Genomic DNA, 22,645 nt, shown 5'->3' on the forward strand with positions numbered 1-22,645 from the left:
GGCTTCCGACATCAGTAATTGAGTCGAAAGAAGAAGGTCCGCTTTTGGGAAAGCGCTGAGATGAAAGTGCAGACTGTGTTGAGTAGTCGCAAGCTAGTTGAAACAAACCGACTAAGCCTTCGCGCTAGAACCCCGCAGCGCCTTCGCAAAGGCCTCAATCGCGGCCACTTCATCGCCGTTCCAGACCGCGCCTGATACGGCGAGGAAGTCTGCCCCCGTCTCCACCAATGGCGTGCAATTATCCGGCGTGATGCCGCCAATGGCGACGCAGGGGATTTCAAACAGACCGGCCCAGAACGCGATCAGTTCTGGCTCGGGGCGCTCGGCATCGCCCTTATCCTTGGTGGTCGAGGGGAAGAACGCGCCAAAGGCGACATAATCCGCGCCGGCCTCGCCCGCTTCCATCGCCAGGTGGCGAGAGGCGTGGCAGGTGACGCCGATCTGAGCCGTGCGTCCTAGTTCTGGGCCCAGCTCTTCGCGCGCTTCCTTAGGGTCCCCGTCGCCCTGCCCCAAATGCACGCCGTCGGCCTTCAGACGTTTTGCCAGTGACACGCTGTCATTGACGATAAAGGCGACGTCATGCTCGGCGCAGATCACCTGCAAAGGCTCCGCAAGCACCGCTGCCTCATGGCTATCCAGCCCTTTCACACGAAATTGAAAGGCAGTGACCAGCCCCTTGCCCGCCGCCAGCACGCGTTCGAGCCGCTGAGGAAAATCGCCCCCCACTTCGAGAGGGGAGATAAGATATAGCTGCGTATCGAGGTTATCATTGGCCATGCAGCGCGCCTTAGTCCGCTGCGGCGCCCGCGCCAATCCCCCGCGTCACAATAGCAGGGGTCGGATCAGCCCGCGACGCTGGCGGTGTGGATCTTGTCGATCGCCTTGCCGAGCGTGTCGTCAAACTCCGCATCGCTTTGGGCCGCACGCAAATCCTGCAGCAGGCCGCGGCTAAAGCTCGCGATCATGCCAGGGTTATGGGCGAGCTTCTCGCACGCCTCATCGGTGGAGAAACCGCCCGATAGCGCAACCACGCGCAGCACATTGGGATGCGCAATGGCCGGGGCGTAGAGACCGCCCTCGACCGGAATGGACAGTTTTAGCATGACTTTGCGGCCCGTCGGCAAGCTATCTAGGCCCTTCATGATCTCAGACAGCAAAATTTGCTCGCCCTCCGCTCGGTCAGCGGCGGTGATGTCAAATTCCGGCTCCAGCATGGGCACGAGGCCTGCGTCGGCGATTTGATTGCCAACCGCGAATTGCTGCTCCACCACCTTGGCGATGCCCACAGCGTTCGCGGACTTAATTACAGAGCGCATCTTAGTGCCGAACATGCCGTGGCCAACCGATTTTTCGAGCAGCGCGGGAAGCTTGTCGAGCGGCTTCATCATCTGCACGCCGTCCGCTTCATCGGCGAGGCCCTGGTCCACCTTGATAAACGGTACAATGCCGCGCTCTTTCAAGGCATCGGCGGTTGAGGCGCCCTCAACCTCGCTGTCCATCGTCCGTTCAAACAGGATTGCGCCGATGATTTTGCCATTGGCAAAGCTGGGCGAGGTGATGACCCGGCTGCGCATGTCGTGAATACGGGCGAACATTTCATCATCGCCTGACCATGCTTCGTCAGAAATGCCGTAGCCGCGCAGAGCCTTTGGCGTAGAACCACCCGACTGATCCAGCGCCGCGATAAAGCCCTGGCCGCCAGCGATCTTGGCCGTCATTTCATCGAAATTCATCGGAAGTCCCCATTCACTTTGGATGCCCTTAAATATGCCAATGCATACCTATGCGCGATCTGTTTGAGCGCGCTTTAGCCAGCCCTTTGACCGCCCGCAACCGGCCATTGCTGCTTTACGCCGGCTTCTTGCCCAAGCGTCTGATAATCCCGGTGAAGCTGAGCGCGGGATTGCCATCAGCGGTCACCATGCCGCGAATAAAGATCGTCTTGCCCCCGCCGCGCGTCACCTCGCCGCGCGCCTCAACCAGCGAGCCATTGGGCACCGCGCCCAGAAAATCGCCCGCCAGATTGAGCGTTACCGCGCTCCCGCCGTTCAGTTCATCCGTGGCGATCCCGAACAGCGCAAAATCGGCAAAGGTCAGCAGGCATCCGCCATGCATAAAGCCCGCGCCGTTCATATGGCGATCCTCCGCACGAAACGCGCTGAGATAGCTACCATCGTCCTGACGCAGCATATAGAACGGGCCGGACTGCGTCTCAAACGCATCGTGGTTCCAATGGTACCAGCCTTCAAATTCGCCCTGTTCACAGCGGACCGCGCCGCCATAACCATATTCGGTTTCAGTCATTCGACAAAACTCTCTAGGAAGCGCCGGGCAATCGGGCTTTCAATAACTTCGGCTTTCACCACTGAATTGCCCCACCAAATCGCCTCTGTGTTCGCAAAGACGATGAGCGAGAGGCGGCTCTCTGGAACTTTGAGGTAGAGCGCCGAGTATTGCTTCTCATTCCAGCCAGAATGCCACATCAATCGCTTGCCGTTCCAGTCTTCTAAGAACCAGCCTTGCTGGTAATCGCCGAGCTCAGGTATCGGCATGTTGATCAGCTTTGCCCGAGCATCAGCCGGCAGCAAAATCCGCCCCTCATCATAGAAAATGTCAAAATTAGCGATCGCCCGCGGGCTTGCGATAATGCCGGCTGCGGCGCGGAAATCATCGTCAGGCAGGGGTTGCTTCACCGCCCGCCCATCAATCACGTGGAATGGCTCGGCCAAAAATCTTAGCGCCGAGCCACCATGTGGATCTCGCCATCCAAGAGCCACATCGTAATCGAGGCCCAAAGAGTAATCGATCACCCGTTCGCGCACGATGTCTCTCAAAGGCCGCCCGCCCGCCCCGGTAATTGCGCGATCTATTCGTGCAAAGGCGATTGGGTTGTAGACAAACGCATCGCCATTGGCGCGCATATTGAGCATGTCGGACAATGTCGTCGGCTTGTCGCATTGCATCGCCGCAATTGGGTTGCCGTGCCGATCTGTCCCGCCCGACATGAAAGGGATCGCAGTGGTGACGAAGTATTCACACAATTCCGTCCAGGCAGCATCTTTCGCCATTGGTGTATTCAGTGAAAGACGCCCCATTGCCTGCTCTGAAATCAGCGCAGTCGCGACGATTGGCTTTGTAACAGAGGCAATTTTGTAGGTGGTTTCGGCGCGGGTCGGCAAATCACCCTCATCATCATAGGTGCCGAAATACCCTTCCCAAGCGATCTTGTGATCTTTGACAATCACGGCGCTCATCGCCGGGGTGCCGCTTTTCTTGCGAAACTCTTCAAGGAACGCGCCGAACGCCTCGTAATCCGGTTCCTCTGCGGCAACCGGCGCAGCCAGCAGCAACGCCGCGAACGCAAAGAGTGCGCGCATCAATTCCATAGCTGCAGGTTCTGGATCGCAGCGGCCAGAGATTCTTCCGGGTCCGTGCGCGAAAGGCTGCGCTCCGCCAGTTTCCAGCCACTGCCCACTGCGCCCTTGCGCCACAGATCCGTGAGCCAGAACTGGCCAGACCAATCGCGCGCGCCGATCCGCATTTCCAGATCGACTCCGGCGGCGAACCATGCACATTTGCCATGCTTGTTGATGATGACTTCGCGGAAGCGATAGGCAGAACAACCAAATCGACCCTCTGCGGCCTCCAGAAAGCTAGGCCGGTCAAGCAATTGCGATCGGTCCGCGCCGATAATCATCATGAAGTCGCGCCGCACAAGCTTGCGCAGCTCGCGGTTGTCGCGTCGCATCCAGGCCCGCATAAAGCGGTGCTCCAGCGTCTCAATCGTGGCGGAAATATCGGCCATAGTCTAAGCTCTCAATGCTGCAACACCGGGCAGCACCTTGCCTTCCATCCATTCCAGGAAAGCGCCACCAGCGGTTGAAATATAGGTCACATCGCCCGTCACACCTGCTTGCGCCAAGGCAGCGACGGTGTCACCCCCGCCCGCGACCGAGATCAGCGAACCTTCCTGCGTTAGCGCCGCAGCATGGCGAGCCAGCGCCATGGTCGCGGTGTCGAACGGTTCGGTCTCAAACGCGCCGAGTGGGCCGTTCCATACCAGAGTGCGACAAGTCTTGAGCACATCGGCCAAAGCCTCCGTCGCGAGTGGACCGATATCGAGTATCATTTCGTCACCAGCGACCTCGTGCACATTGCAGGTTCGAAGGCTCGCCGGATTGGCGGCAAACTCTTTGGCCACCACGACGTCATAGGGTAGATGCACCGTGCAGCCGGAATGATCGGCCTCATCCATGATTTTCGAGGCAGTTTCGATAAGGTCATGTTCTGCCAGACTTTTGCCGACATCTACGCCGCGCGCAGCAAGGAAGGTATTGGCCATCCCGCCGCCGATGATGAGATGCTGAACCTTGCCGACGAGGTTTTGCAGAACGTCGAGCTTAGTGGAGACTTTCGCCCCGCCAACCACGGCCGCAACCGGAGTTTCCGGATTGCCCAGCGCGCTGTCGAGCGCGGTGAGTTCGCGCTCCATCGCGCGGCCAGCATAGGCGGGGAGAAGATGCGCGAGACCTTCCGTGGTCGCATGAGCGCGATGCGCGGCGCTAAACGCGTCATTGACGTAAAAATCGCCATGCGCCGCGATGCTTTGCGCGAAATTCGGATCATTCGCCTCTTCGCCAGGCCAAAAGCGAACATTGTCGAGCAGGCCAATATCGCCTGGGCGCAGAATGCCAATTGATTGGTCCACCACCGGGCCAGCGACCTCTGGAATGAACATCAGCTCCTTGCCCAGCACACCTTCAACATCGCCCACGACCATGCTGGTCGATAGCGCGGAGTGGCGCGCGCCGCCCGGACGTCCGAAATGCGCGAGCAGCAGGACCTTCGCACTCTTCCCGCTCAGCTCCAGAACGGTCGGCTTAATCGCCTCAACCCGCGTCAGATCGCTGGCCGATCCACCCTGCATCGGCAGGTTCAGATCGACGCGAACCAGCGCAACCTTGCCAGTCAGGTCAGCAGGCAAATCATCGAGAGTTTTGAAGTTGGGCATTAAAACACTTTCTCTAGCGTTGCTCAGGCAAGATCAGCCAAAAGCGGCAATGCGGCAAGCACCGCAACCGCTGTTGTGACATACCCCAGCGTCTTTGACCGCGACCAACCGCTCACTCCAATCGCGCCAAGCAACGCAAAGGTGCCGATGGCGAAGCTAAGGCTCATCCCCACTTGCACAATAGTACGAGGCCCAGCCGCGACCATGTCTGGCGCGTTTGGATGACTTTGCGCAATAACACCAACGCTCATGTAAGCTGTCACAATAAAGGCAGCTGCCGCTACAGCGGCCAGACCAATGGCCCAGCGAACGACCTTGGACGGTTTTGCCAAGGTCAGGAGCGTGACGAACAATGTCGCCGATACACCGCCTAGGAACGCACCCAGAAATCCGAATTGCCGCGCCAAGGCAGCCAGATATTCAGGGTGCAGTTCCAGCATATTCATCGATCAGGCTTCTCCTTACAGGAATTTCGCCATCACGCCGGCGGTGTCGATCATCCGGTTGGAGAAGCCCCATTCGTTGTCATACCACGATACGACGCGGGCTAGCTTGCCCTCCATCACGCTGGTCTCCAGGCTGTCGACGGTCGAGCTGGCTGGGTGATGGTTGAAATCGCTGCTCACCAGCGGTTGATCAGTGTAATCGAGAACGGCTGCCATCGGGCCGCTTTCCGATGCAGCCTTCAATGCCGCGTTCAGCTCCTCCGCGCTGGTGTCGCGGCCCGGTGTGAACACCAGATCGACCAGTGAGACGTTTGGCGTTGGCACGCGGACGGAAGACCCGTCGAGCTTGCCAGCGAGTTCTGGCAACACCAGACCAACCGCACGCGCAGCGCCGGTGGTGGTTGGGATCATGTTTTGGGCGCCGCCGCGAGCCCGGCGCATATCGCCGTGCATCTGGTCCAGCATGCGTTGATCATTGGTGTAGGAGTGGATGGTGGTCATGAAACCGCGCTCAATCCCGACCAGATCGTTCAGCACCTTCGCCACCGGTGAGAGGCAATTGGTGGTGCAGCTGGCGTTGGAGACGATCACATCATCCGCCGTCAGCACATCGTGGTTCACCCCGTAAACGACGGTGGCGGAGACGTTCTTCGCTGGCGCGGAGATAAGCACGCGCTTTGCGCCCGCTGTCAGATGCGGCTCAGCCGCTTCGTGGCTTTGGAAGAAGCCGGTGCATTCCAGGACAATGTCGATACCCTGTGCGGCGTGCGGCAGATTGCCTGGATCACGCTCGCTGGTCACGGCAATGCTCTTGCCGTTGACGACAATCGCGCCGTCGCCGACCTCTACCGTGCCGGGAAAGCGGCCATGCGTGCTGTCATATTGGAACAGCAGAGCGTTTGACTTTGTGTCCGCCAGATCATTGATCGAGACCAGCTCCAGATCGTGACCGCTGCGCTCCAGAATGGCGCGCGCCACAAGCCGTCCGATGCGACCAAAACCGTTGATTGCAACCTTCGTCGCCATGATGAGAACTCCTGCTTAACCGTTTAATTTGTTGTGAATTTTTGAAAGGATCGCTTCGGCAGTAAGGCCGAAATGCGCAAACAGATCCTTCGCCGGGGCAGAGCCCCCGAATGTGTCGATACCGATGTTCAGCGCGCCTGCACCAATGCCGGTATATTTCTGCCAGCCAAAGGTCGTGCCCGCCTCAATTGAAACGCGCAGCACATCGTCGCCCGTCGCCAGAATATCGTCGCGATAGGCCGCGTCCTGCTCGTCAAACAGTTCGGTGCAGACCATGGAGACGACGTCCGTGCCGATGCCCTGAGCTTCAAGCTCGGCGGCGCATTCAGCGGCCAGGCTGACTTCGGAGCCAGTGGCGTAGATCACAACCTTGCGCTCCGCCGCGCCTGCGGCCTTGGTCCGGTATCCGCCCTTGACGCAGCCATTGCCTTCATAAGGCTGTAGGCGCTGCTGAGGCAGGCCTTGGCGGGTGAGCGCCAGAATGGATGGACGATCCCGCTGCTCCAGCGCGATTTGCCAACATTCCGCCGTTTCCACCGCATCGCATGGGCGCATCACCAGCACATTCGGCATCGCGCGCAGCGAGGCGACATGCTCGATCGGTTGGTGCGTTGGCCCATCTTCGCCCAGCCCGATGCTGTCATGCGTCATCACATAGATAACGCGCGCCTGTTGCAGAGCGGACAGGCGGATCGCGCCGCGCGCATAATCGGTGAACACCAGGAACGTGCCGCCGTATGGGATGACCCCGCCGTGCAGCGCCATGCCGTTCATCGCTGCGGCCATGCCGAACTCGCGAATGCCGTAATAGACATAGCGGCCCGAATAATCGTCAGCCGAGAACGCTTCGATCCCGCCAGCCTTGGTGTTGTTCGATCCGGTCAGATCGGCGCTGCCGCCGATGGTGTCTGGCAAAATCGGATTGATTTCCGCCAGCGCCATTTCGCTTGCCTTGCGGGTCGCGACACTGACGGGATCTTTGATCAGACCCTGGATATAACCATCCAGATCGAAGGTGCTCGGCAGATCGCCCGCCATGCGGCGCTCAAACTCTTCCCTTTGCGCAGAACCGTTGAGGCGCGTTTGCCATGCGCCATGTGCCTCGCGGCCCATATCGGCGGTCGCTCGCCAGTCTGCCAGAATTTCAGCAGGAACCGTGAATGGCTCATGCGGCCAGCCCAGCGCCTCGCGGGCACCGGCAATCTCGTCCGTCCCTAGCGGCGCACCGTGCGTTGCCGAGGTGCCTTGCTTGGTCGGGGCACCCTTACCAATCACAGTTTTGCACGCGACCAGCGATGGGCGACCATCGGCCTTCGCCTCTGAGATTGCGCGCTCAATATCAGCGAAGTCATGGCCGTCACAGCTGACCACGTGCCAGCCTGTCGCCTCATAGCGGGCCTTGATGTCTTCACTGGTCGACAGATCCGCCGAACCATCAATGGTGATGTTGTTGTCATCCCACAGCACGATCAATCGGCCCAAGTGAAGGTGCCCAGCAAGGCCGATCGCCTCGTGGTTGATCCCTTCCATCAGACAGCCATCGCCCGCAATTACCCAGGTCCGGTGGTCCACCAGATCATCGCCAAAGCTCGCGTTCAAATGCCGCTCTGCCATCGCCATGCCAACGGCCATCGCCAGGCCCTGGCCCAGCGGCCCGGTGGTGCATTCCACGCCTTCCAGCAGGAAATTCTCCGGGTGACCGGCGCACGGGCTACCCAGCTGCCGGAAATTGCGGATGTCATCCATGGTCGGCGCGGCATATCCGGTGAGATGCAGCAGCGAATAGATCATCATGGAACCGTGGCCAGCGCTCAAAACGAACCGGTCGCGGTCCGCCCAATCAGGACGCGCTGGATCAAATTTGACGTGACCCGAATAAAGGACGCTGGCGACATCCGCCATGCCCATTGGCATGCCCGGGTGGCCTGAATTGGCGGCCTGAACCGCATCCATGGATAAGGCGCGAATGGCGTTCGCCATCTGCTGCAAGCGGGCGGGTTCAGTCGTCATGCTCGGGTGGGCTCCTGGTGCCAGCTGAATATGCATCCGAAGCGGCGCGATTGTGCAGCGATTCGGCTTTTCGAAAGCCTTTGCCGAGGCGCATAGGGAGGTCAAGCGCGGGGCCAGCTCTACCCCCGCACAATCCACTGGGCCCGGTTCCTGCACGCTCCGCTACCAGCACTTATCAACAGCAATCACCAAGGCTTTGCAGCGTCTCACCTTTCTTGGTAAACGCGTACCTCATGAGTGAAGCACGAATTGATGAGGCAATTGGACGGATCGAAAATGCGCTTCGCCGCATGGATGCCGCGCGTACGGCCAATCCGCCAGATCCCGCCCCAGACGATACGCCCAGCGAGGCAGCGGCCGCAGATGAGGCCGCGAACTCTGCCCGCGTGATGACACTGGTCAACAACCACGAAAAACTGCGTGAGGAAGTGGCCGATACCCTACGCGAGCTGGACGGCGTGATTGCGGAGCTGGAAGAATGAGTACCGTTACATTGCAAATCGGTGGCCGCTCTTATCAGGTGGCCTGCGCCGATGGCGAAGAGGCCCACATCGAAATGCTGGGTGGCATGATCGATGCCAAATTCACCGCCATGGGCAGCGCTAAGACCCCGCAAGAGGCGCAGAATTTCCTGTTCGCCTCGCTGATGCTGGCGGATGAAGTGCATGAGGCAAGTGGCAAAAGCGGTGCGCCAGCCGCACCTGTTCCAAGCAGCGGCGATACCGCGAACGCTCAGAGTGCGGCGGAATTGGAAGAGCTGCGCTCGGCACAATCGAGCCTAAACGATGAACTCGAAAGCCTGAGCAAAGAGCTCCAATCCGCGCGCGAGGAGGCAAAATCGCTTTCCGAACAACTGAAAGAGGCGAAAGAAGCCGCAGAGCAGCGCGATATGTTTGGCGAAGATGTGATCGCAGGTCGTCTGGAAGAACTGGCCGCCAAGGCAGAAAGCTTTGCCGAGGCGCTGGAAGGCTCTGCTGCCTAAGCGTCTCACCCGCGCGCAGCTTTACGGACATTTCGCTTGAGGATGGGCCCTGCGCACCCTAGTTAGGAGGCGGCGGGGCTGCCCGGCGCGAGCCGATTGAATATCCCTGAGGCTATAAGCAATCCATCGGGAGCTGTCCCTGCCTGAGTCCACCGGTTCGGCCGTGGGATTTGGGCATACGGCGCCCACCTGACGTTTTCGCGTCAGAGGATTTCTCCTGGTCCGGCCCATGGTGGTCCCGCTACTTATTTTTCGCAGCGCATCCGCGCCGCGACTTCCTCGCTCATCGCGATCAATGATCGCATCGCTGCGGGCGCCCGGTCGGGCTTGCGGTCCTGCGGGCCGATTGGACGGATTGAGGTAGTGTGACTTTGCCGAGCAAACCAGAACTGCGCAAAGCGCTGCGCAAGGCGCGCCGCGATCACGTCCTCACCCAGCCAGAGGCGATCAAGGCGCTGTTGTTTAGCCGCCCGCCGGGGGCGCTACTATCGCGGATCAGCGAGACTGCCAGCATTGGTCTCTACGCCGCCAGCACGGATGAAGCTCCAGCGGCAGGCTATGCGAAGTTTTTTCACGAGCAAGGCCGCACCATAGCCCTGCCCCGCTTCGATGCGCGAGACAGCGCGATGGCCTTCGCGAGGTATGCCGATCCCTATATCGATGACCTGCTGGAGGACGGACCGTTCGGCGTGGCTCAGCCGAGCGCGGATGCTACGCCAATCATCCCGGACATCGTGTTTGTGCCGCTGATCGGTTTCACCGAGAATGGGGAGCGTCTGGGCCAAGGCGGTGGACATTATGATCGCTGGTTGTCGGAACATCCGGGCCGCTTGGCCATTGGGCTGGCATGGGATGTGCAACTCTGCGAAGAGTTGCCAATCGAGCCGCATGACATGAACCTGGACGCGATCATCACCCCCACTCGAGCCTACGGATTGTAAGAAGATGCGCGAAGAACCAACCTGGCGAATTCCAGTGGGTGTTATCGGTCTGTTTATCGCACTGATCGCTTATGGCATCTTGATTGCCCATTTCGCGCCGACCACGATCAGCACATGGCCCGGCTGGGTCCAGACGATTATCTACATCTTCCTGGGCGTGGTGTGGCTTTTACCACTCAAACGATTCCTGATCTGGATGGAGACCGGCAGCTGGAACCCGCCGCCGCCACAGGACTAAGTCTACTTGACCAGCTTTGGCGCCACTCCTTGCCGCGCGGGGCTGTGCTGATACAAGTGTGCGCATGAAGTGGTTTATCGCTCCCCTCGCTCTCACGCTCGCCGCCTGCGCACCCTCCACTGCTCAGACTGATCAGGCTGCTGCGCCCTATGACAGCGCTCCGCCCGAAATCACCGAATATATGCCGCAGCCTGCCGTGCTGGTCTTCTCGAAGACGCGCGGCTGGCGGCACAATGAAGGAATTGCGGGCGCTGATCGGTTCTTTGCGGAGATGACGGCAGAGCAAGGCATGGGCCTGTTCACCACAGTCAATGGTGCGGTCTTCAACGCCGATCAGTTGGCACGCTTCGATCTGGTGGTGTTTAACAATATGACCGGTGACACGCTTTCACCGGAGCAAGAACGCGCATTCCAGCAGTGGCTGGAGAATGGTGGGGCTTTGGTCGCCCTGCACGCCTCGGGCGATGACAGTCACAGCGATTGGAGCTGGTATGATGAGAGCGTGATCGGGCCACAATTCATCGGTCATCCGGCTGATCCACAATTTCAGGATGCGCGTGTGGTGAACCTGGCGGCCAAGCATCCGGTTATGCAGGGCCTACCAGCGGACTGGGTCCACAATGATGAATGGTACAGCTTTGACAGTGCGGAATTGGGCGATGCTGTACCGCTGATGGGCCTGGATGAGGACAGCTACAGCCCTGAGAACCTACTCTACGGCCCGGTTCAGGACTTGCGCATGGGCGGCGGGCCAGAAGGCCATCCGATTGCCTGGGTGCGTTGCCTTGGCAAAGGGCGCGCGTTCTATTCCGCCATCGGCCACAATCACACCAGCTATGATGATCCGATCTATCGGCAGATGCTCAGCAACGCCCTGCTATGGGTGCGCGCGGGTGGAGAGGATCGCGAAGGCTGCGAAGTGAACTAACCAGTGATCATCTGATCATACTGCGCCTCAAGCGCCTGATCGATGACCCAGAAGTCAGATTGACGCGAACCAACCAATACCTCGGCAAGTAGGTCGAAATGGCCATGCCAACCAGCGAGCACCCCAACCAGCATGTCGCGCCCGGCAACGCCTTTGTGAACAAGGTGGAGTTCGGTCGTGCCGCCGCCCAGCGACTTTAACGTGATCTCGACCGTGCCCTTACCTCCATCTTCAGCTTCGAACCAAGTGAACGTGAAGCGATGGGGCGGCTCGTATTCAAGGATTTCACCACGATGCGTCGTCACCTCTTCCGATGCATACTTATCTGGTGGAGCGCTTTCTGAAAGACGGCGATGGTCAAATTCAAAGACGATCTGTCCGCCGGACTGACCATCCGTTGATCCACCGCAAAACCACAGTTTGCGTTTTTCAGGGTCGACCAGGAACTGCCAGACCTTCTCAATTCCAGCGTCAAATCGCCTGGTAAACTCGATTTGCTGAGGCCCCGTCTGCTTGCCAAAGTCAGTCATCACCATCCTCCTTCAATACTTGATCGAGTGCGTCGAGGCGCTGGGACCAGAACGCGCTGTAGCGCTCAACCCAATCGCGCGCGGCGAAGAGTGCTTCCTCGTTCAGCGCACAAATGCGCTCTCGCCCACGCTTCTCACGTGTCAGCAAACCCGCCTGTTCCAACACACCGACATGTTTCGAGGCCCCGGCAAGGGTCATATCCAATGGCGCAGCCAGATCGCTAACCGTGCGCTCACCTTGGGCGAGCTGCTCTATCATGCGCAGCCGGGTTGGATCACCCAGTGCGCGGAATACAGAATCAAGCTGCCGTCCATTATCAACCATATGGTTGAGTATATCGAAAACAGATAAAACTCAACCCATCGGTTTAGTGATTGGATCAGGCGACGCAAAAGGCCTGCGTATTTTACATCGATTTGGAAAGTCCCAAGTGGCGCGAGTGACGAGACTTGAACTCGCGACCTCCGGCGTGACAGGCCGGCGCTCTAACCAACTGAGCTACACCCGCATAATGTGGGTTTGCACCGCTTGGGAGCAGGGCCATTAGGCCCCGCTGATCTGACTGTCAACGGCTCTGACAGTCATTTTTTGCCATTTTGAAAACTTTATTCCGTCAGCAGCAAAACGGGCGTCTCAACCAGCTTTTTTACGTCCTGAATAAAGCTTGCTGCATCATAACCATCAACCACCCTGTGATCACAGGAAATCGAGATATTCATCAGCTTACGCTTCTCGATCTCGCTCTGCGCCGTCCGGGCCGGTGACATACATGGGCCGCTCGATAATACGGTTGGGGCCAATGATCGCGACCTCTGGTCGGTTGATGACCGGCGTGGTTGCCACCCCGCCCAATGGGCCGAGCGATGTCACCGTCAGTGTTGAACCGGAAAGTTCCTCTGACGTGGCCGAGCCATCACGAGCAGCCTCAGCCAGACGGCCGATTTCGCGGGCTAGCTGCCAGATGTTTTTCGACTGCGCATCTTTGATCACCGGCACCATCAGGCCGCCATCGGTCTGCGCGGCCATGCCGAGGTGCACCGCGCCGTGGCGCGTGACGACATTCGCCTCGTCATCATAGCGCGCATTAATCATCGGATAATCCGGGATCAGCTTGCAGAATGCGCTGATGAGCAGCGGCAGCATAGTCAGCTTTGGCTTGTTACCGCGATTGGCGTTGAGGTCAGCACGCATCCGCTCAAGCTCGGTCACATCGACTTCTTCGACATATGAGAAATGCGGGATAGAGCGCTTGGAGGCGGCCATATTTTGCGCAATCCGCTTACGCAGGCCGATGACCTTGATTGGCTCGTCGGCGCGCGCGGTGCCAGCAGGTGCAAATCCGCCGCCTGCATTATAGGACAGGAAGGCGTCGAGATCAGCGTGGCGAATGCGGCCATCTGCGGCGGGCTTCACCTCGCCCAGATCAATGCCGAGATCGCGGGCGCGTTTGCGCACGGCTGGGGTGGCGAGAACTTTAGTTTCCGCCTGCCCTGAGCTGGTGGCGCTAGGCGCCGTCTTCGACTCCGAAGGACTGCCCTTCTTCTGCTCAGCCTCAGTTGAGGGGGAAGACAGTGCTTCGACAGGCTCAGCACGAGCGGGAGAAGAGGAAGACTCTTCAACTGTTGGCGTCGGCTCTGGTTCGGCAGGAGGCTTAGGTTCCTCCGCTTCACTGGCGCTTTCCTCTGAGGTCTCTGGCGCATCTTCGCCTTCCACCTCAACCACCAACAACATCGCGCCAACCGCGACGACATCACCCGCCTCGCCAGCGACTTCAGTGACGGTGCCAGTCACCGGGCTTTCGATATCAATCGTAGCCTTGTCGGTCATCACATCGACGATATGCTGATCTTCCTCGATCTGATCACCGACCTTGACCTGCCATTCGACGATCTCGGCCTCTGCCACGCCTTCGCCCACGTCAGGCATGTTGAATGTAAATTTACTCATGTCAGATCAATCCTTGAGGATCTTGTCGATCGCTTCGCCAATACGAACCGGACCAGGGAAATAGGCCCATTCGAGGCTGTGCGGATAGGGTGTGTCAAATCCGGTGACGCGCTCAACCGGCGCCTCCAGATGATAGAAGCAGCGCTCAGTCACTAGCGCAGACAGCTCTGCGCCAAAGCCGGACGTGCGGGTCGCCTCATGTACGATCAAGCAGCGGCCCGTGCGTTTCACGGAAGCCTCGATGGCTTCAATATCGAGCGGCATCAGCGTGCGCAGATCGAGAATGTCGGCCTCAATGCCTTTATCAGCGCAAACCGCCTCAGCCACATGCACCATCGTGCCGTAAGCCAGCACGGTGAGCTGTTCGCCCTCGGTTACCTGACGCGCTTTGCCGAGCGGGATCTTGTAATAGCCTTCTGGAACCACGCTATCCTTGTGCCGCTTCCACGGCTCAACTGGCTTGTCGTAAAAGCCAGTGAACGGGCCATTGTAAATCCGCTTGGGTTCGAAAAAGATCACCGGATCATTGTCTTCAATGGAAGCGATCAGCAAACCCTTGGCATCATAGGGCGTCGCCGGGATTACTGTCTTCAGACCCGCGACATGGGTGAACAAAGCCTCGGGAGATTGGCTGTGTGTTTGCCCGCCAAAAATCCCGCCGCCAAAGGGAGAGCGGACAGTCATCGGCGCAATGTAATCGGTCGCCGAGCGATAGCGCAGCCGCGCCGCCTCACTCACCAGCTGATCAAGGCCGGGATAGATATAGTCAGCAAACTGAATTTCCGGGATCGGACGCAGGCCATATGCCCCCATCCCCACAGCGACACCAATGATGCCGCATTCAGAGATTGGCGTATCGAACACACGGGTTTTGCCGTGCTTTTCCTGAAGCCCAGCCGTCGCGCGGAACACGCCGCCAAAATAGCCCACATCCTCGCCCATTATGATGGTGTCGGGGTCACGCTTCAGCATAATGTCCAGCGCTTCGTTAATCGCCTCGATCATATTGATCCGGCGTTCATCCTGGCTTTGCCCCTGCCCTTGTGATTGTTCAGGGTTGGCGCTTTTCACGTCACTCGCGCTCATTTGCCAGCTCCATCTTTGGGGTGCTGATCCGGCCATTTGATCTCGCGTTCACGCGTGGCCTGCTCAGCCTGTTCCTTGAGATGCCAGGGCAGCTCTTCGAAAACGTCTTCGAACATCGTCTTGAACGGATGGTGCATACCATGGCCCAGAATGCCGTTCTTCTCGGCCTCCTTCGTAGCGGCCTTCACTTCTTCCGCGCATTTGAGGTCCATCGCTTGTTGGCGCTCTTCATCCCATTCACCAATTGCGATCATGTGCTTCTTCAGCCGCATGACAGGATCGCCCAACGGCCATTCCTCACGTTCTTGAGCGCTCCGGTAGCCGGACGGATCATCTGAGGTGGAATGCCCCTCTGCACGGTAGGTGAAATATTCGATCAGAGTCGGTCCCTGATTGGCGCGGGCCCGGTTTGCGGCCCATAGCTGTGCAGCGTAGCAAGCCAGCGCATCATTGCCGTCAACCCGCAGGCCAGCGAGGCCATATCCCAGCGCGCGCGCGGCAAAGGTCGTCCGCTCTGATCCGGCGAAACCAGAGAAGCTGCTAATCGCCCACTGGTTGTTGATAACATTCAGGATAACCGGTGCATTATAAACGGTCGCAAAGGTGCAGGCGCTGTGGAAATCGCCCTCAGCCGTAGAGCCTTCACCCACCCAGGTCGCCGCGATCCGGCTGTCGCCTTTGATCGCGCTCGCCATGGCCCAACCGACCGCTTGCGGGGTCTGGGTCGCAAGGTTGCCAGAGATGCTGAAAAAGCTGTGCTCGCGGCTGGAATACATGATCGGCAACTGGCGACCTTTCAACTTATCGCCCTTGTTCGAGTAAATCTGGTTGATCATCTCGATCAGAGGATAGCCGCGCGCAATCAGAATGCCTTGCTGACGATAGCTTGGGAAAATCATATCGTCGCCAGCCAGCGCCATCGACGCAGACACGCTGGTTGCCTCTTCGCCTGTGCACTTCACGTAAAAGCTGGTCTTGCCCTGACGCTGGCCGCGGAACATCCGCTCATCAAAAGCGCGAACCATCGCCATATGGCCCAGCATTGTGCGCAGGGTATCGGGCGAGAGTTTCGGATCCCACGGACCGTGCGCCTGATTGTCATCGCCCAGCACGCGAACCAAACCATAGGCTAAGTCCTTCATATCGCCGGGTGCGCAGCCTTCATCCGGGCGCCGCATATCGCCAGGCGCACCGACGTCCACATCTGCGAAATTGACCGGATCGCCCGGGCGCGACCGCGGTTCGGGCACGTGCAGTGCCAAGGCCGGTCGATTGTCGCCGGTGTGCGGACTGTCGCCGCTATTGCCTGAGGCCTTGTCGGCCATATCAGCGCTCTCCCAATTTGGATAACCCACTCGGACGATGGGCTTGCAATAATTGCGTTATCACGAATTTTTATTTCAACGCGTGAGAGCGGTCAAGCGAATGCCGCTACACCGCAACAGGTGCCTTGATCGGGGGCAATGGCGCGTAATCATCGACCCTGAAATCCTCAATTTTGTAATCGAAAATTGTTTCGGGCTTGCGCGTGATCATAAACATTGGCTGCGATTGTGGTTCGCGACTCAGTTGCTCGGTGATCAATTCCTCGTGATTGAGATAGAGGTGCACGTCCCCGCCCATCCAAACGAGTTCACCCGGTTGCATATCAACCTGCTGTGCGATCATCCGTTGCAAAAGCGCAGCGGACCAAAGGTTAAACGGCAGGCCCAGCGCGACATCACAACTGCGCTGATACAAAACACAATTGAGCCGCGCCTCTGGCCCGCTGCCATCGACATGGAACTGATAGGTTTTGTGACACGGGGGCAGCGCCATCTGATCAAGCTCCGCCACATTCCAACCTTCTATTATATGGCGCCGGCTCCCCGGGGATATGCGCAGGCTCTCAATCACTTGCGCGACCTGATTAATGCCCTCCCCCTTCTCGTAGAGCCCATCCTTGCGATAGCGATAGGTCGGCCAATCGACCCATTGCTTGCCGTATACCGGACCCAAATCGCCCCAGCGCTTTGCAAACTTCTCGTCATCCGCAATCCGCGACACGAAATCATCGAGGGGAATGTCCTCGCCCGTGGCCTTAACGTAGTTGGCGTGTGGCCATTCGTTCCAGATCTTCACGCCTTGTAGCACCAGCGGGCGAATATTGGTCTCGCCAGTCAGGAACCACAGCATTTCCCGCGTTGCCGTCTTCCAATAAACCCTTTTGGTCGTCAGCAGCGGCATGGCTCCATCCGCCAGATCGAACCGCAATTGCGCGCCCATTATAGAACGCGTGCCTATCCCGGTGCGATCGGTCCGCTCGCTTCCTTCATTCCATATGCGGCGCATCAGGTCGAGATATTGCCATTCAGGATGGTCTGGGTGGGACCGCGCGGTGGGAATCGCATCGTGTGTTTGGGGTCTGGCCATGGCCCGGTTCTAGCTCGCGGACCGCTCATTTGTCACCCACCGCCCAGCCCTCTCCTCCACCGCTTTCTGTGGCGCTTGCCAAACCCGCTTGCCATCCCGATAAACCGCTCCTAATAGGCGCGCCTCACATCGCCTTGTCGGCGCTCCTTTGACGGGGCCTAAGCCGAACAAGCGCTGATGACCGGTCGGGGAGTGGCGCAGCCAGGTAGCGCACCTGTTTTGGGTACAGGGGGTCGGAGGTTCGAATCCTCTCTCCCCGACCATTTTCACATTACCGCTGGAGCGAACGACTTCTTTTATGGAGGCCGCTTTATCGCAATCGCCCCACATTTCACTCGCAGACCCACTTCAATTGCCAAGTAATGATCCGCCTTGACCGCTCAATTCGGCCAAGCTCATTAACCAAAAGGCAAAAACGCCAATCAGAGCGAAAATAACGGTAAGGTGCCGATGTTGCATTGTTTCGAATTGAAACAGAAGTGACTTAACCGCGTCACGTTACATCAATTTACCCTTTAAAATCAGACTCCCCTGTCGATAGATCGGGATGAGTCGTTGCATATGCGCGATTACACGTTAATAACTTATTTACCAGGTTCGCACTCGATCTCGCGTCGAGGAAAACATAATCAGGGCGTCTCAGACTTGGTAACTTAGTTACTTTCTAGAGGGGAAGATTAATGAAGAAACTACTTATGGCTGGCGCACTCGGCGCTGCTTTTGCTGCATCACCGGCTGCCGCTCAATCAGCGACCGCTTCTGATGATTTCGGCGTTGTTGCACTCGTTCAATTCGAATGCAGCGTTGACGATCCTGAAACCGTATTTTTCGGCTTTCTCGACATTGAAGAAGATTCAGGTTCGGACGCTCTGTCACTGACCGAAAATCGCTATGTTGAGCGTCAGCGCATTTGGACAAGCTGCAACTATCCTGCTTCGATCACTCTCGAAGGTGACGCGATGCAGAACTTCCTGCAGACGAATGACGGCCCAGACGCCGACGATTTCACTGATGAACTGCAGTACCGTCTTCGCCTGCGTGCGGATGACAACACTGACTTCGCAACTGTTGAGCACCGCACTGCGGACGGCTCAGCAACTACCGTTGCGCAAACCGGTGCATTCCACAACCGTGCAGTACTGCGCACAGTGATCAACGTGAACGATCAAGAATCGCCACGTCCATTGGCTGGCTTCTACGCTGCTGTTGCGACCGTTACACTCGGCGCAATCTAAGCGACACTTCGCTTAATATGAGATTGGGGGAGAGGAATTCGTTCCTTTCCCCCATTTCAACTCCGGGTGAGAAGCCAAAACGGTTCAACCCAAAAGACACAGCTCGGGCAAGCAGCTCTCAGTTAAGAGTTAATTCACTGGCACGAAGCGATATTTGGACCTTATCGAAGGCCAACAACAAAAAATACGGGTCGGTTTCGAGGTTATCAAGACACTGTGCAGGGGCGCACTGTTGACTTGAAGGGGGATTTTTCCATGTTTCGGCCGATTTGGGCAGCCTTAAGTGCGCTAGCTCTAATACTAACGCCTAGCGCCGCAATGGCAGCTCGCGTTTCTCCAATGATTGCAGACCTCGAGCCCGACGGCCGTGGTGCAGTCACACGCATTGAAATGGTAAGCGATGCCAACAATGACATCGCCTATGAAGTGCTGATGATGCGCGGTGACATCTCGACCGAAGGTGAGCTTGAGCTAACTCCAGCCGAAGAAGACTTTCTGGTATTCCCCACGCAAATCTTGCTGAAGAGCAAGGCACGTCAGGTTTTCCGCGTTCAATATGTTGGCAATCCTGATCTCAAGAATTCTGAAATCTACTACATGTCAATCCGGCAACTGCCGGTTGAAGTCGATGCCAATTCGCGATCGCAGGTTCAGGTCGTCATCAATTACAACGTCTTGATGAACGTCTTCCCAGAGGGCGCACGCTCCGAGCCGGTGATCCGCCAGGTCAGCGCGGTTACCCGCGAAGTTCCGCTGCTTCAAAGCGAGATCAACGAGCTGGAAGCCCAGCGCGCCGCAGAACAGCAAGCTGCACTGGAAGCTGAGCAAGACGCTCGCGACGCAGCCCAGACCGCTGCTGAGAATGATGGCGCCACACCAGTCACTCCGCCTGCAACAATCGAAATCCCTACTGCCCAAGCCACCGAGACCGCTGAGGATCCTAACGCTCCTCCGCCAACCCGCTCAGAAAAGGGACTGGAAGTTCTGGTAGGTAATGATGGCAACCGCTACTTCCTAGCTGGTCTTTCCACATGGCGGATGACCGGCACGCGCACCGATGGCGAGCCCTTCGAAGCGGAATACACCCCTGAGCAAATCGCAAGATTTATCGGCGCAGGTGTGGTCGCTCCGGGCAAAGATCGCTTGTTTTTCGTCCCGATGGACGTCGAACTCGATCCGACCTCGGTTACGATCGAGATCGACACACCAGTAGAACAGTGAGGCGATGATGCGCCGCACTAAGATTGCCCTCCAATCTCCTTCCTTGAGCCTGGTTGCACTTGCCTGGTGTTTGCACGCTCCGCTTGCCAGCGTTGCTCATGCGCAGGACAGTTCACCAACGGACCCGGCCGGTGATGAAATTGGCCAAGACTCTCAGTCGCAACCGGGCGAACCGGCTGCTCCAGCGAACGATGAACCTGCTGTTCAAACACGTTCAGGCATCACATTCATCAATCGCAAAACCGAAGTGGAAACGGTTGAGGAGCGCCCGTCCCTAGAGTTTAACGTTCCACTTGTTTCAGGCACCCAAGTGCTTGGCGATGTGGCGGTAAAAGTCGAGCGTGATGGCAGCGTCTTGATTGGCACAGACATGCTGCGTGAGCAGCTCGCCTTGCTGCTCAATGAAGAAGGTTTGCGCCGCTTCGACACCTATAGTGCGAACCGCGAGAATATCCGCCCAGAACCGCTGAGCGAGGCGGGAATTGAGCTGGCATTCAATCAGAATCTGCTGGAGGTGACGATCGTTCAGATCGATGGCACCTTGCGGCAAACACGCGATTTGATCGCCCAGAATACGAGCAGCAGTCGCGAGCAGCTAACATTGCTCGAACCTGAGAATTTCTCTGCCTATCTCAACATCAACACGAACCTTGAATATGACACCGAAGAAGAAGAATTCAGGCCTGAGTTCTTCTTCGATGGCGCAACCCGCATTGGCGACATTGTGGTTGAATATGATGGCGCATATTCGGACCAGCTTGGTGATGGCATGCGATTTTCGCGCCGCGGCGTGCGCGCGGTCTATGACCAGCGTGAGAAATTTCGCCGCTTCGCCGCAGGTGATCTTCGTTTGGAATCGCTCAGCCTGCTGCGTACGCCGTTCCTAGGCGGCGTCAGTGTTGAGAAGAGCCGTCGGGTCTTCGATCCATTCCTGCCCGCTGCCCGTTTGGGTTCGGGCGAGATTTTCCTAGACAATCGCTCAACCGTTGATGTCGTCATCAATGGCGAACAATTTCAACGGCTGGAATTGGATGCCGGCACTTATGATCTCGCCAGCCTCCCAGTTCAGCTTGGCTCCAACGATGTCGAGCTGAGAATTCGCGATTCCGGTGGGCGCGAGCAACTGGTCAACCTCGACTACTTCTTCCAACCACTTGATTTGGAAGCAGGCGAGGAGGAATACTCTTTTGCAGCGGGCTTCATCGCTCGCGACCTCGCGTTTGAGCCTAACTACACCGATGATCCTGCCGTGACCGCGCTCTATCGCCGCGGTGTGTCCGACAATCTGGTGCTGGGCGGAGCGGCGCAGATTTCTGAAGACGTGCAGCTGTTCGGTCTGGAAAGCAGCATCGTACCGCAGTTCATTCCTGGTTTCTTCGATCTGCAAGCGGCCACCAGTTTCAGTGAAGCCAGCGGAACTGGGTTTGCTGCACGGGCGAGCTACCGCTTTACTGGCGGCAACAGCTTCACCAATCGCAGCGGCTTTACGCTCAATGTGGATTATACAGGTGAAGGCTTCACCACCATATCCAATCTCATTCCGGTGGCCTTTGATTTGGTGACGGTCAGTGCGAACTATAACCGTACCCTTACCGAACGGGGCCGGATGGTGGCCGGCGCGCTTTATTCGCACCGCTCTGGGCCTCAGGATGATTTGACCAACATCTTCGTGGATTACATCCATCGCGTCAGCGATCGATTGCAAGTTACGATCGGCGCGGAATATGGAACCGGCGATGCCTTTGGCAATGAATGGGGCACGCGCGTTGCCGTATCCTATGTGTTTGGCCCAAGCACCCGCGCGCTGGCCGATTATCGCAGCCGGTCCGAAACATTCCGCGCGAACCTGTCAAAAGGCAGCGAGAACCGCGTTGGATCGTTTGGCTATGATGTTGGTGTCACAACCGACCCCAATCAGTCACGCATTGATGCTTCGTTTGATTACACCTCAAACCGCTTCGACACGCGTTTCTCAGCGTTCACCGCGGGTGACAATTTTGGCAGTATCGATCAAGAACAGCGTTACCGCTTGCAGGTTGGCACCTCGCTCGCATTTGCTGGCAAAGAATTCGCGATCGGTCGCCCAGTGCGCGATGCGTTTGTAATCGCCCACCCACACGAAACCTTGTCTGACGGTGAAGTGATCACCGGACGCACGCTGGCAGACAACGAATACGAGGCGAACAGCGGGATATTCGGCGGCGCGCTCCAAGGCCGCCTATCGTCCTACACCGAACAAACTGTGCAATATGACGTAGAAGGCGGAGCTGTCGGGTATGACATCGGCGAAGGCTCAGTCCGGCTGGATCCGCCATACCGGGCCGGCTACTCGCTTGAAGTCGGGAATGACTACTTCGTTAGTATCGTCGGCAATCTCTACCGCGGTGAAGAGCCTGTCTCGCTCGTCTCTGGCACGATTGTCGCACTCGACGATGACGAATTTGAAGAGAAGCAGTTCTTCACCAATTCTACAGGCCGCTTTGGCATGATCGGGTTTGCACCGGGCAAAAGCTACCGCGTCACATATGATAACGGCGCATCAAGCTTTGAGTTTACCGTGCCGGAGGATTCAGACGGTTTGTTCCGCCTAGGTGACGTAAGACTCCCGGCGATCGAGGAATAAGGAAGCAG

At 57.9% G+C, this 22,645-nt stretch carries 22 protein-coding genes, 2 tRNA genes and 1 pseudogene; 9 read left to right on the forward strand and 16 right to left on the reverse strand.

Translation table 11 applies throughout. The features are described from left to right. Positions 1 to 111: 111 nt before the first annotated feature. The 9 genes from thiE to tkt form a co-directional block, all read right to left on the reverse strand. Positions 112 to 777 (reverse strand): thiamine phosphate synthase, encoded by a 666-nt coding sequence (gene thiE / locus AC0V6O_RS09395; RefSeq protein WP_486143476.1) that lies wholly within the window; start codon positions 775 to 777, stop codon positions 112 to 114. A gap of 65 nt (positions 778 to 842) precedes the next feature. Next, complete coding sequence (locus AC0V6O_RS09400; protein WP_486143478.1) at positions 843 to 1,733, reverse strand: fructose bisphosphate aldolase; 891 nt, start codon at positions 1,731 to 1,733, stop codon at positions 843 to 845. A gap of 115 nt (positions 1,734 to 1,848) precedes the next feature. Next, positions 1,849 to 2,304: a PaaI family thioesterase gene (locus AC0V6O_RS09405; RefSeq protein ID WP_486143480.1), complete on the reverse strand. Its 456-nt coding sequence runs from the start codon at positions 2,302 to 2,304 to the stop codon at positions 1,849 to 1,851. Next, on the reverse strand, positions 2,301 to 3,377 hold the full coding sequence (locus AC0V6O_RS09410) for a serine hydrolase domain-containing protein (RefSeq protein WP_486143482.1): 1,077 nt from the start codon (positions 3,375 to 3,377) through the stop codon (positions 2,301 to 2,303). The genes AC0V6O_RS09405 and AC0V6O_RS09410 overlap by 4 nt, the downstream gene beginning before the upstream one ends. Further along, positions 3,377 to 3,805, reverse strand: coding sequence for a nuclear transport factor 2 family protein (locus AC0V6O_RS09415; RefSeq protein ID WP_472639018.1), 429 nt, complete (start codon positions 3,803 to 3,805; stop codon positions 3,377 to 3,379). Before AC0V6O_RS09415 ends, AC0V6O_RS09410 begins: the two co-directional genes overlap by 1 nt. A gap of 3 nt (positions 3,806 to 3,808) precedes the next feature. Continuing rightward, on the reverse strand, positions 3,809 to 5,011 hold the full coding sequence (locus tag AC0V6O_RS09420; RefSeq protein WP_486143485.1) for a phosphoglycerate kinase: 1,203 nt from the start codon (positions 5,009 to 5,011) through the stop codon (positions 3,809 to 3,811). Positions 5,012 to 5,034: 23 nt separating this feature from the next. Then, the gene (locus AC0V6O_RS09425) at positions 5,035 to 5,457 is read right to left on the reverse strand and encodes a hypothetical protein (protein ID WP_472639020.1); all 423 of its coding nucleotides are present in this window, start codon (positions 5,455 to 5,457) and stop codon (positions 5,035 to 5,037) included. A gap of 15 nt (positions 5,458 to 5,472) precedes the next feature. Continuing rightward, the gene (gap, locus tag AC0V6O_RS09430; protein WP_486143488.1) at positions 5,473 to 6,483 is read right to left on the reverse strand and encodes a type I glyceraldehyde-3-phosphate dehydrogenase; all 1,011 of its coding nucleotides are present in this window, start codon (positions 6,481 to 6,483) and stop codon (positions 5,473 to 5,475) included. Positions 6,484 to 6,498: 15 nt separating this feature from the next. After that, on the reverse strand, positions 6,499 to 8,493 hold the full coding sequence (gene tkt, locus AC0V6O_RS09435) for a transketolase (RefSeq protein WP_486143490.1): 1,995 nt from the start codon (positions 8,491 to 8,493) through the stop codon (positions 6,499 to 6,501). Between the two features lie 233 nt (positions 8,494 to 8,726). Here tkt and AC0V6O_RS09440 point away from each other — a divergent pair, with 233 nt between their 5' ends. The 5 genes from AC0V6O_RS09440 (at position 8,727) to AC0V6O_RS09460 (ending at position 11,582) form a co-directional block, all read left to right on the forward strand. Next, on the forward strand, positions 8,727 to 8,975 hold the full coding sequence (locus AC0V6O_RS09440) for a hypothetical protein (protein ID WP_486143492.1): 249 nt from the start codon (positions 8,727 to 8,729) through the stop codon (positions 8,973 to 8,975). Then, a complete protein-coding gene (locus AC0V6O_RS09445) occupies positions 8,972 to 9,475 on the forward strand; it encodes a cell division protein ZapA (protein ID WP_486143494.1) in 504 nt (167 codons plus the stop codon). Before AC0V6O_RS09440 ends, AC0V6O_RS09445 begins: the two co-directional genes overlap by 4 nt. A 365-nt stretch (positions 9,476 to 9,840) precedes the next feature. Beyond that, positions 9,841 to 10,416: a 5-formyltetrahydrofolate cyclo-ligase gene (locus AC0V6O_RS09450; RefSeq protein ID WP_486143496.1), complete on the forward strand. Its 576-nt coding sequence runs from the start codon at positions 9,841 to 9,843 to the stop codon at positions 10,414 to 10,416. A gap of 4 nt (positions 10,417 to 10,420) precedes the next feature. Continuing rightward, the gene (locus AC0V6O_RS09455; protein WP_486143498.1) at positions 10,421 to 10,654 is read left to right on the forward strand and encodes a DUF2842 domain-containing protein; all 234 of its coding nucleotides are present in this window, start codon (positions 10,421 to 10,423) and stop codon (positions 10,652 to 10,654) included. A 64-nt stretch (positions 10,655 to 10,718) separates the two neighbouring features. Next, positions 10,719 to 11,582, forward strand: coding sequence for a ThuA domain-containing protein (locus tag AC0V6O_RS09460; RefSeq protein WP_486143500.1), 864 nt, complete (start codon positions 10,719 to 10,721; stop codon positions 11,580 to 11,582). Here the strand turns inward: AC0V6O_RS09460 and AC0V6O_RS09465 are convergent. From AC0V6O_RS09465 to thyA, 7 genes and pseudogenes are all read right to left on the reverse strand, one after another. Then, complete coding sequence (locus AC0V6O_RS09465) at positions 11,579 to 12,112, reverse strand: SRPBCC family protein (protein ID WP_486143502.1); 534 nt, start codon at positions 12,110 to 12,112, stop codon at positions 11,579 to 11,581. The two genes, AC0V6O_RS09460 and AC0V6O_RS09465, sit on opposite strands and share 4 nt — an antisense overlap. Then, on the reverse strand, positions 12,105 to 12,437 hold the full coding sequence (locus tag AC0V6O_RS09470) for an ArsR/SmtB family transcription factor (RefSeq protein WP_486143504.1): 333 nt from the start codon (positions 12,435 to 12,437) through the stop codon (positions 12,105 to 12,107). The genes AC0V6O_RS09465 and AC0V6O_RS09470 overlap by 8 nt, the downstream gene beginning before the upstream one ends. Before the next feature lie 107 nt (positions 12,438 to 12,544). Then, a tRNA-Asp gene (locus AC0V6O_RS09475) sits at positions 12,545 to 12,621 on the reverse strand. 97 nt (positions 12,622 to 12,718) lie between these two features. Further along, positions 12,719 to 14,060 (reverse strand): annotated as a pseudogene (locus AC0V6O_RS09480) (dihydrolipoamide acetyltransferase family protein). A gap of 6 nt (positions 14,061 to 14,066) precedes the next feature. Next, positions 14,067 to 15,065 (reverse strand): alpha-ketoacid dehydrogenase subunit beta, encoded by a 999-nt coding sequence (locus AC0V6O_RS09485; protein ID WP_472640922.1) that lies wholly within the window; start codon positions 15,063 to 15,065, stop codon positions 14,067 to 14,069. Between the two features lie 77 nt (positions 15,066 to 15,142). Next, on the reverse strand, positions 15,143 to 16,471 hold the full coding sequence (locus AC0V6O_RS09490) for a thiamine pyrophosphate-dependent enzyme (protein WP_486143506.1): 1,329 nt from the start codon (positions 16,469 to 16,471) through the stop codon (positions 15,143 to 15,145). A 106-nt stretch (positions 16,472 to 16,577) separates the two neighbouring features. Further along, a complete protein-coding gene (thyA, locus tag AC0V6O_RS09495) occupies positions 16,578 to 17,558 on the reverse strand; it encodes a thymidylate synthase (RefSeq protein ID WP_486143508.1) in 981 nt (326 codons plus the stop codon). A 186-nt stretch (positions 17,559 to 17,744) separates the two neighbouring features. On the opposite strand from thyA, the gene AC0V6O_RS09500 reads away from it, so the two are divergent. From AC0V6O_RS09500 to AC0V6O_RS09515, 4 genes are all read left to right on the forward strand, one after another. Beyond that, positions 17,745 to 17,821 (forward strand) — tRNA-Pro (locus AC0V6O_RS09500). Positions 17,822 to 18,238: 417 nt separating this feature from the next. Next, the gene (locus AC0V6O_RS09505; protein ID WP_472639032.1) at positions 18,239 to 18,793 is read left to right on the forward strand and encodes a hypothetical protein; all 555 of its coding nucleotides are present in this window, start codon (positions 18,239 to 18,241) and stop codon (positions 18,791 to 18,793) included. A gap of 339 nt (positions 18,794 to 19,132) precedes the next feature. Further along, a complete protein-coding gene (locus AC0V6O_RS09510) occupies positions 19,133 to 20,014 on the forward strand; it encodes a hypothetical protein (RefSeq protein ID WP_486143511.1) in 882 nt (293 codons plus the stop codon). Positions 20,015 to 20,057: 43 nt separating this feature from the next. Further along, positions 20,058 to 22,637: a fimbria/pilus outer membrane usher protein gene (locus AC0V6O_RS09515; protein ID WP_486143512.1), complete on the forward strand. Its 2,580-nt coding sequence runs from the start codon at positions 20,058 to 20,060 to the stop codon at positions 22,635 to 22,637. The last annotated feature ends 8 nt before the right edge of the window (positions 22,638 to 22,645 follow it).

It is taken from the genome of Erythrobacter sp. JB2-19 (assembly GCF_057365005.1).

Bases quoted from the DNA above. Each gene is read 5' to 3' on its own strand.
- thiE (WP_486143476.1), bottom strand. From the start codon at position 777: ATGGCCAATGATAACCTCGATACGCAGCTATATCTTATCTCCCCTCTC.
- AC0V6O_RS09400 (WP_486143478.1), bottom strand. From the start codon at position 1,733: ATGAATTTCGATGAAATGACGGCCAAGATCGCTGGCGGCCAGGGCTTT.
- AC0V6O_RS09405 (WP_486143480.1), bottom strand. From the start codon at position 2,304: ATGACTGAAACCGAATATGGTTATGGCGGCGCGGTCCGCTGTGAACAG.
- AC0V6O_RS09410 (WP_486143482.1), bottom strand. From the start codon at position 3,377: ATGCGCGCACTCTTTGCGTTCGCGGCGTTGCTGCTGGCTGCGCCGGTT.
- AC0V6O_RS09415 (WP_472639018.1), bottom strand. From the start codon at position 3,805: ATGGCCGATATTTCCGCCACGATTGAGACGCTGGAGCACCGCTTTATG.
- AC0V6O_RS09420 (WP_486143485.1), bottom strand. From the start codon at position 5,011: ATGCCCAACTTCAAAACTCTCGATGATTTGCCTGCTGACCTGACTGGC.
- AC0V6O_RS09425 (WP_472639020.1), bottom strand. From the start codon at position 5,457: ATGAATATGCTGGAACTGCACCCTGAATATCTGGCTGCCTTGGCGCGG.
- gap (WP_486143488.1), bottom strand. From the start codon at position 6,483: ATGGCGACGAAGGTTGCAATCAACGGTTTTGGTCGCATCGGACGGCTT.
- tkt (WP_486143490.1), bottom strand. From the start codon at position 8,493: ATGACGACTGAACCCGCCCGCTTGCAGCAGATGGCGAACGCCATTCGC.
- AC0V6O_RS09440 (WP_486143492.1), top strand. From the start codon at position 8,727: ATGAGTGAAGCACGAATTGATGAGGCAATTGGACGGATCGAAAATGCG.
- AC0V6O_RS09445 (WP_486143494.1), top strand. From the start codon at position 8,972: ATGAGTACCGTTACATTGCAAATCGGTGGCCGCTCTTATCAGGTGGCC.
- AC0V6O_RS09455 (WP_486143498.1), top strand. From the start codon at position 10,421: ATGCGCGAAGAACCAACCTGGCGAATTCCAGTGGGTGTTATCGGTCTG.
- AC0V6O_RS09460 (WP_486143500.1), top strand. From the start codon at position 10,719: ATGAAGTGGTTTATCGCTCCCCTCGCTCTCACGCTCGCCGCCTGCGCA.
- AC0V6O_RS09465 (WP_486143502.1), bottom strand. From the start codon at position 12,112: ATGACTGACTTTGGCAAGCAGACGGGGCCTCAGCAAATCGAGTTTACC.
- AC0V6O_RS09470 (WP_486143504.1), bottom strand. From the start codon at position 12,437: ATGGTTGATAATGGACGGCAGCTTGATTCTGTATTCCGCGCACTGGGT.
- AC0V6O_RS09485 (WP_472640922.1), bottom strand. From the start codon at position 15,065: ATGATCGAGGCGATTAACGAAGCGCTGGACATTATGCTGAAGCGTGAC.
- AC0V6O_RS09490 (WP_486143506.1), bottom strand. From the start codon at position 16,471: ATGGCCGACAAGGCCTCAGGCAATAGCGGCGACAGTCCGCACACCGGC.
- thyA (WP_486143508.1), bottom strand. From the start codon at position 17,558: ATGGCCAGACCCCAAACACACGATGCGATTCCCACCGCGCGGTCCCAC.
- AC0V6O_RS09505 (WP_472639032.1), top strand. From the start codon at position 18,239: ATGAAGAAACTACTTATGGCTGGCGCACTCGGCGCTGCTTTTGCTGCA.
- AC0V6O_RS09510 (WP_486143511.1), top strand. From the start codon at position 19,133: ATGATTGCAGACCTCGAGCCCGACGGCCGTGGTGCAGTCACACGCATT.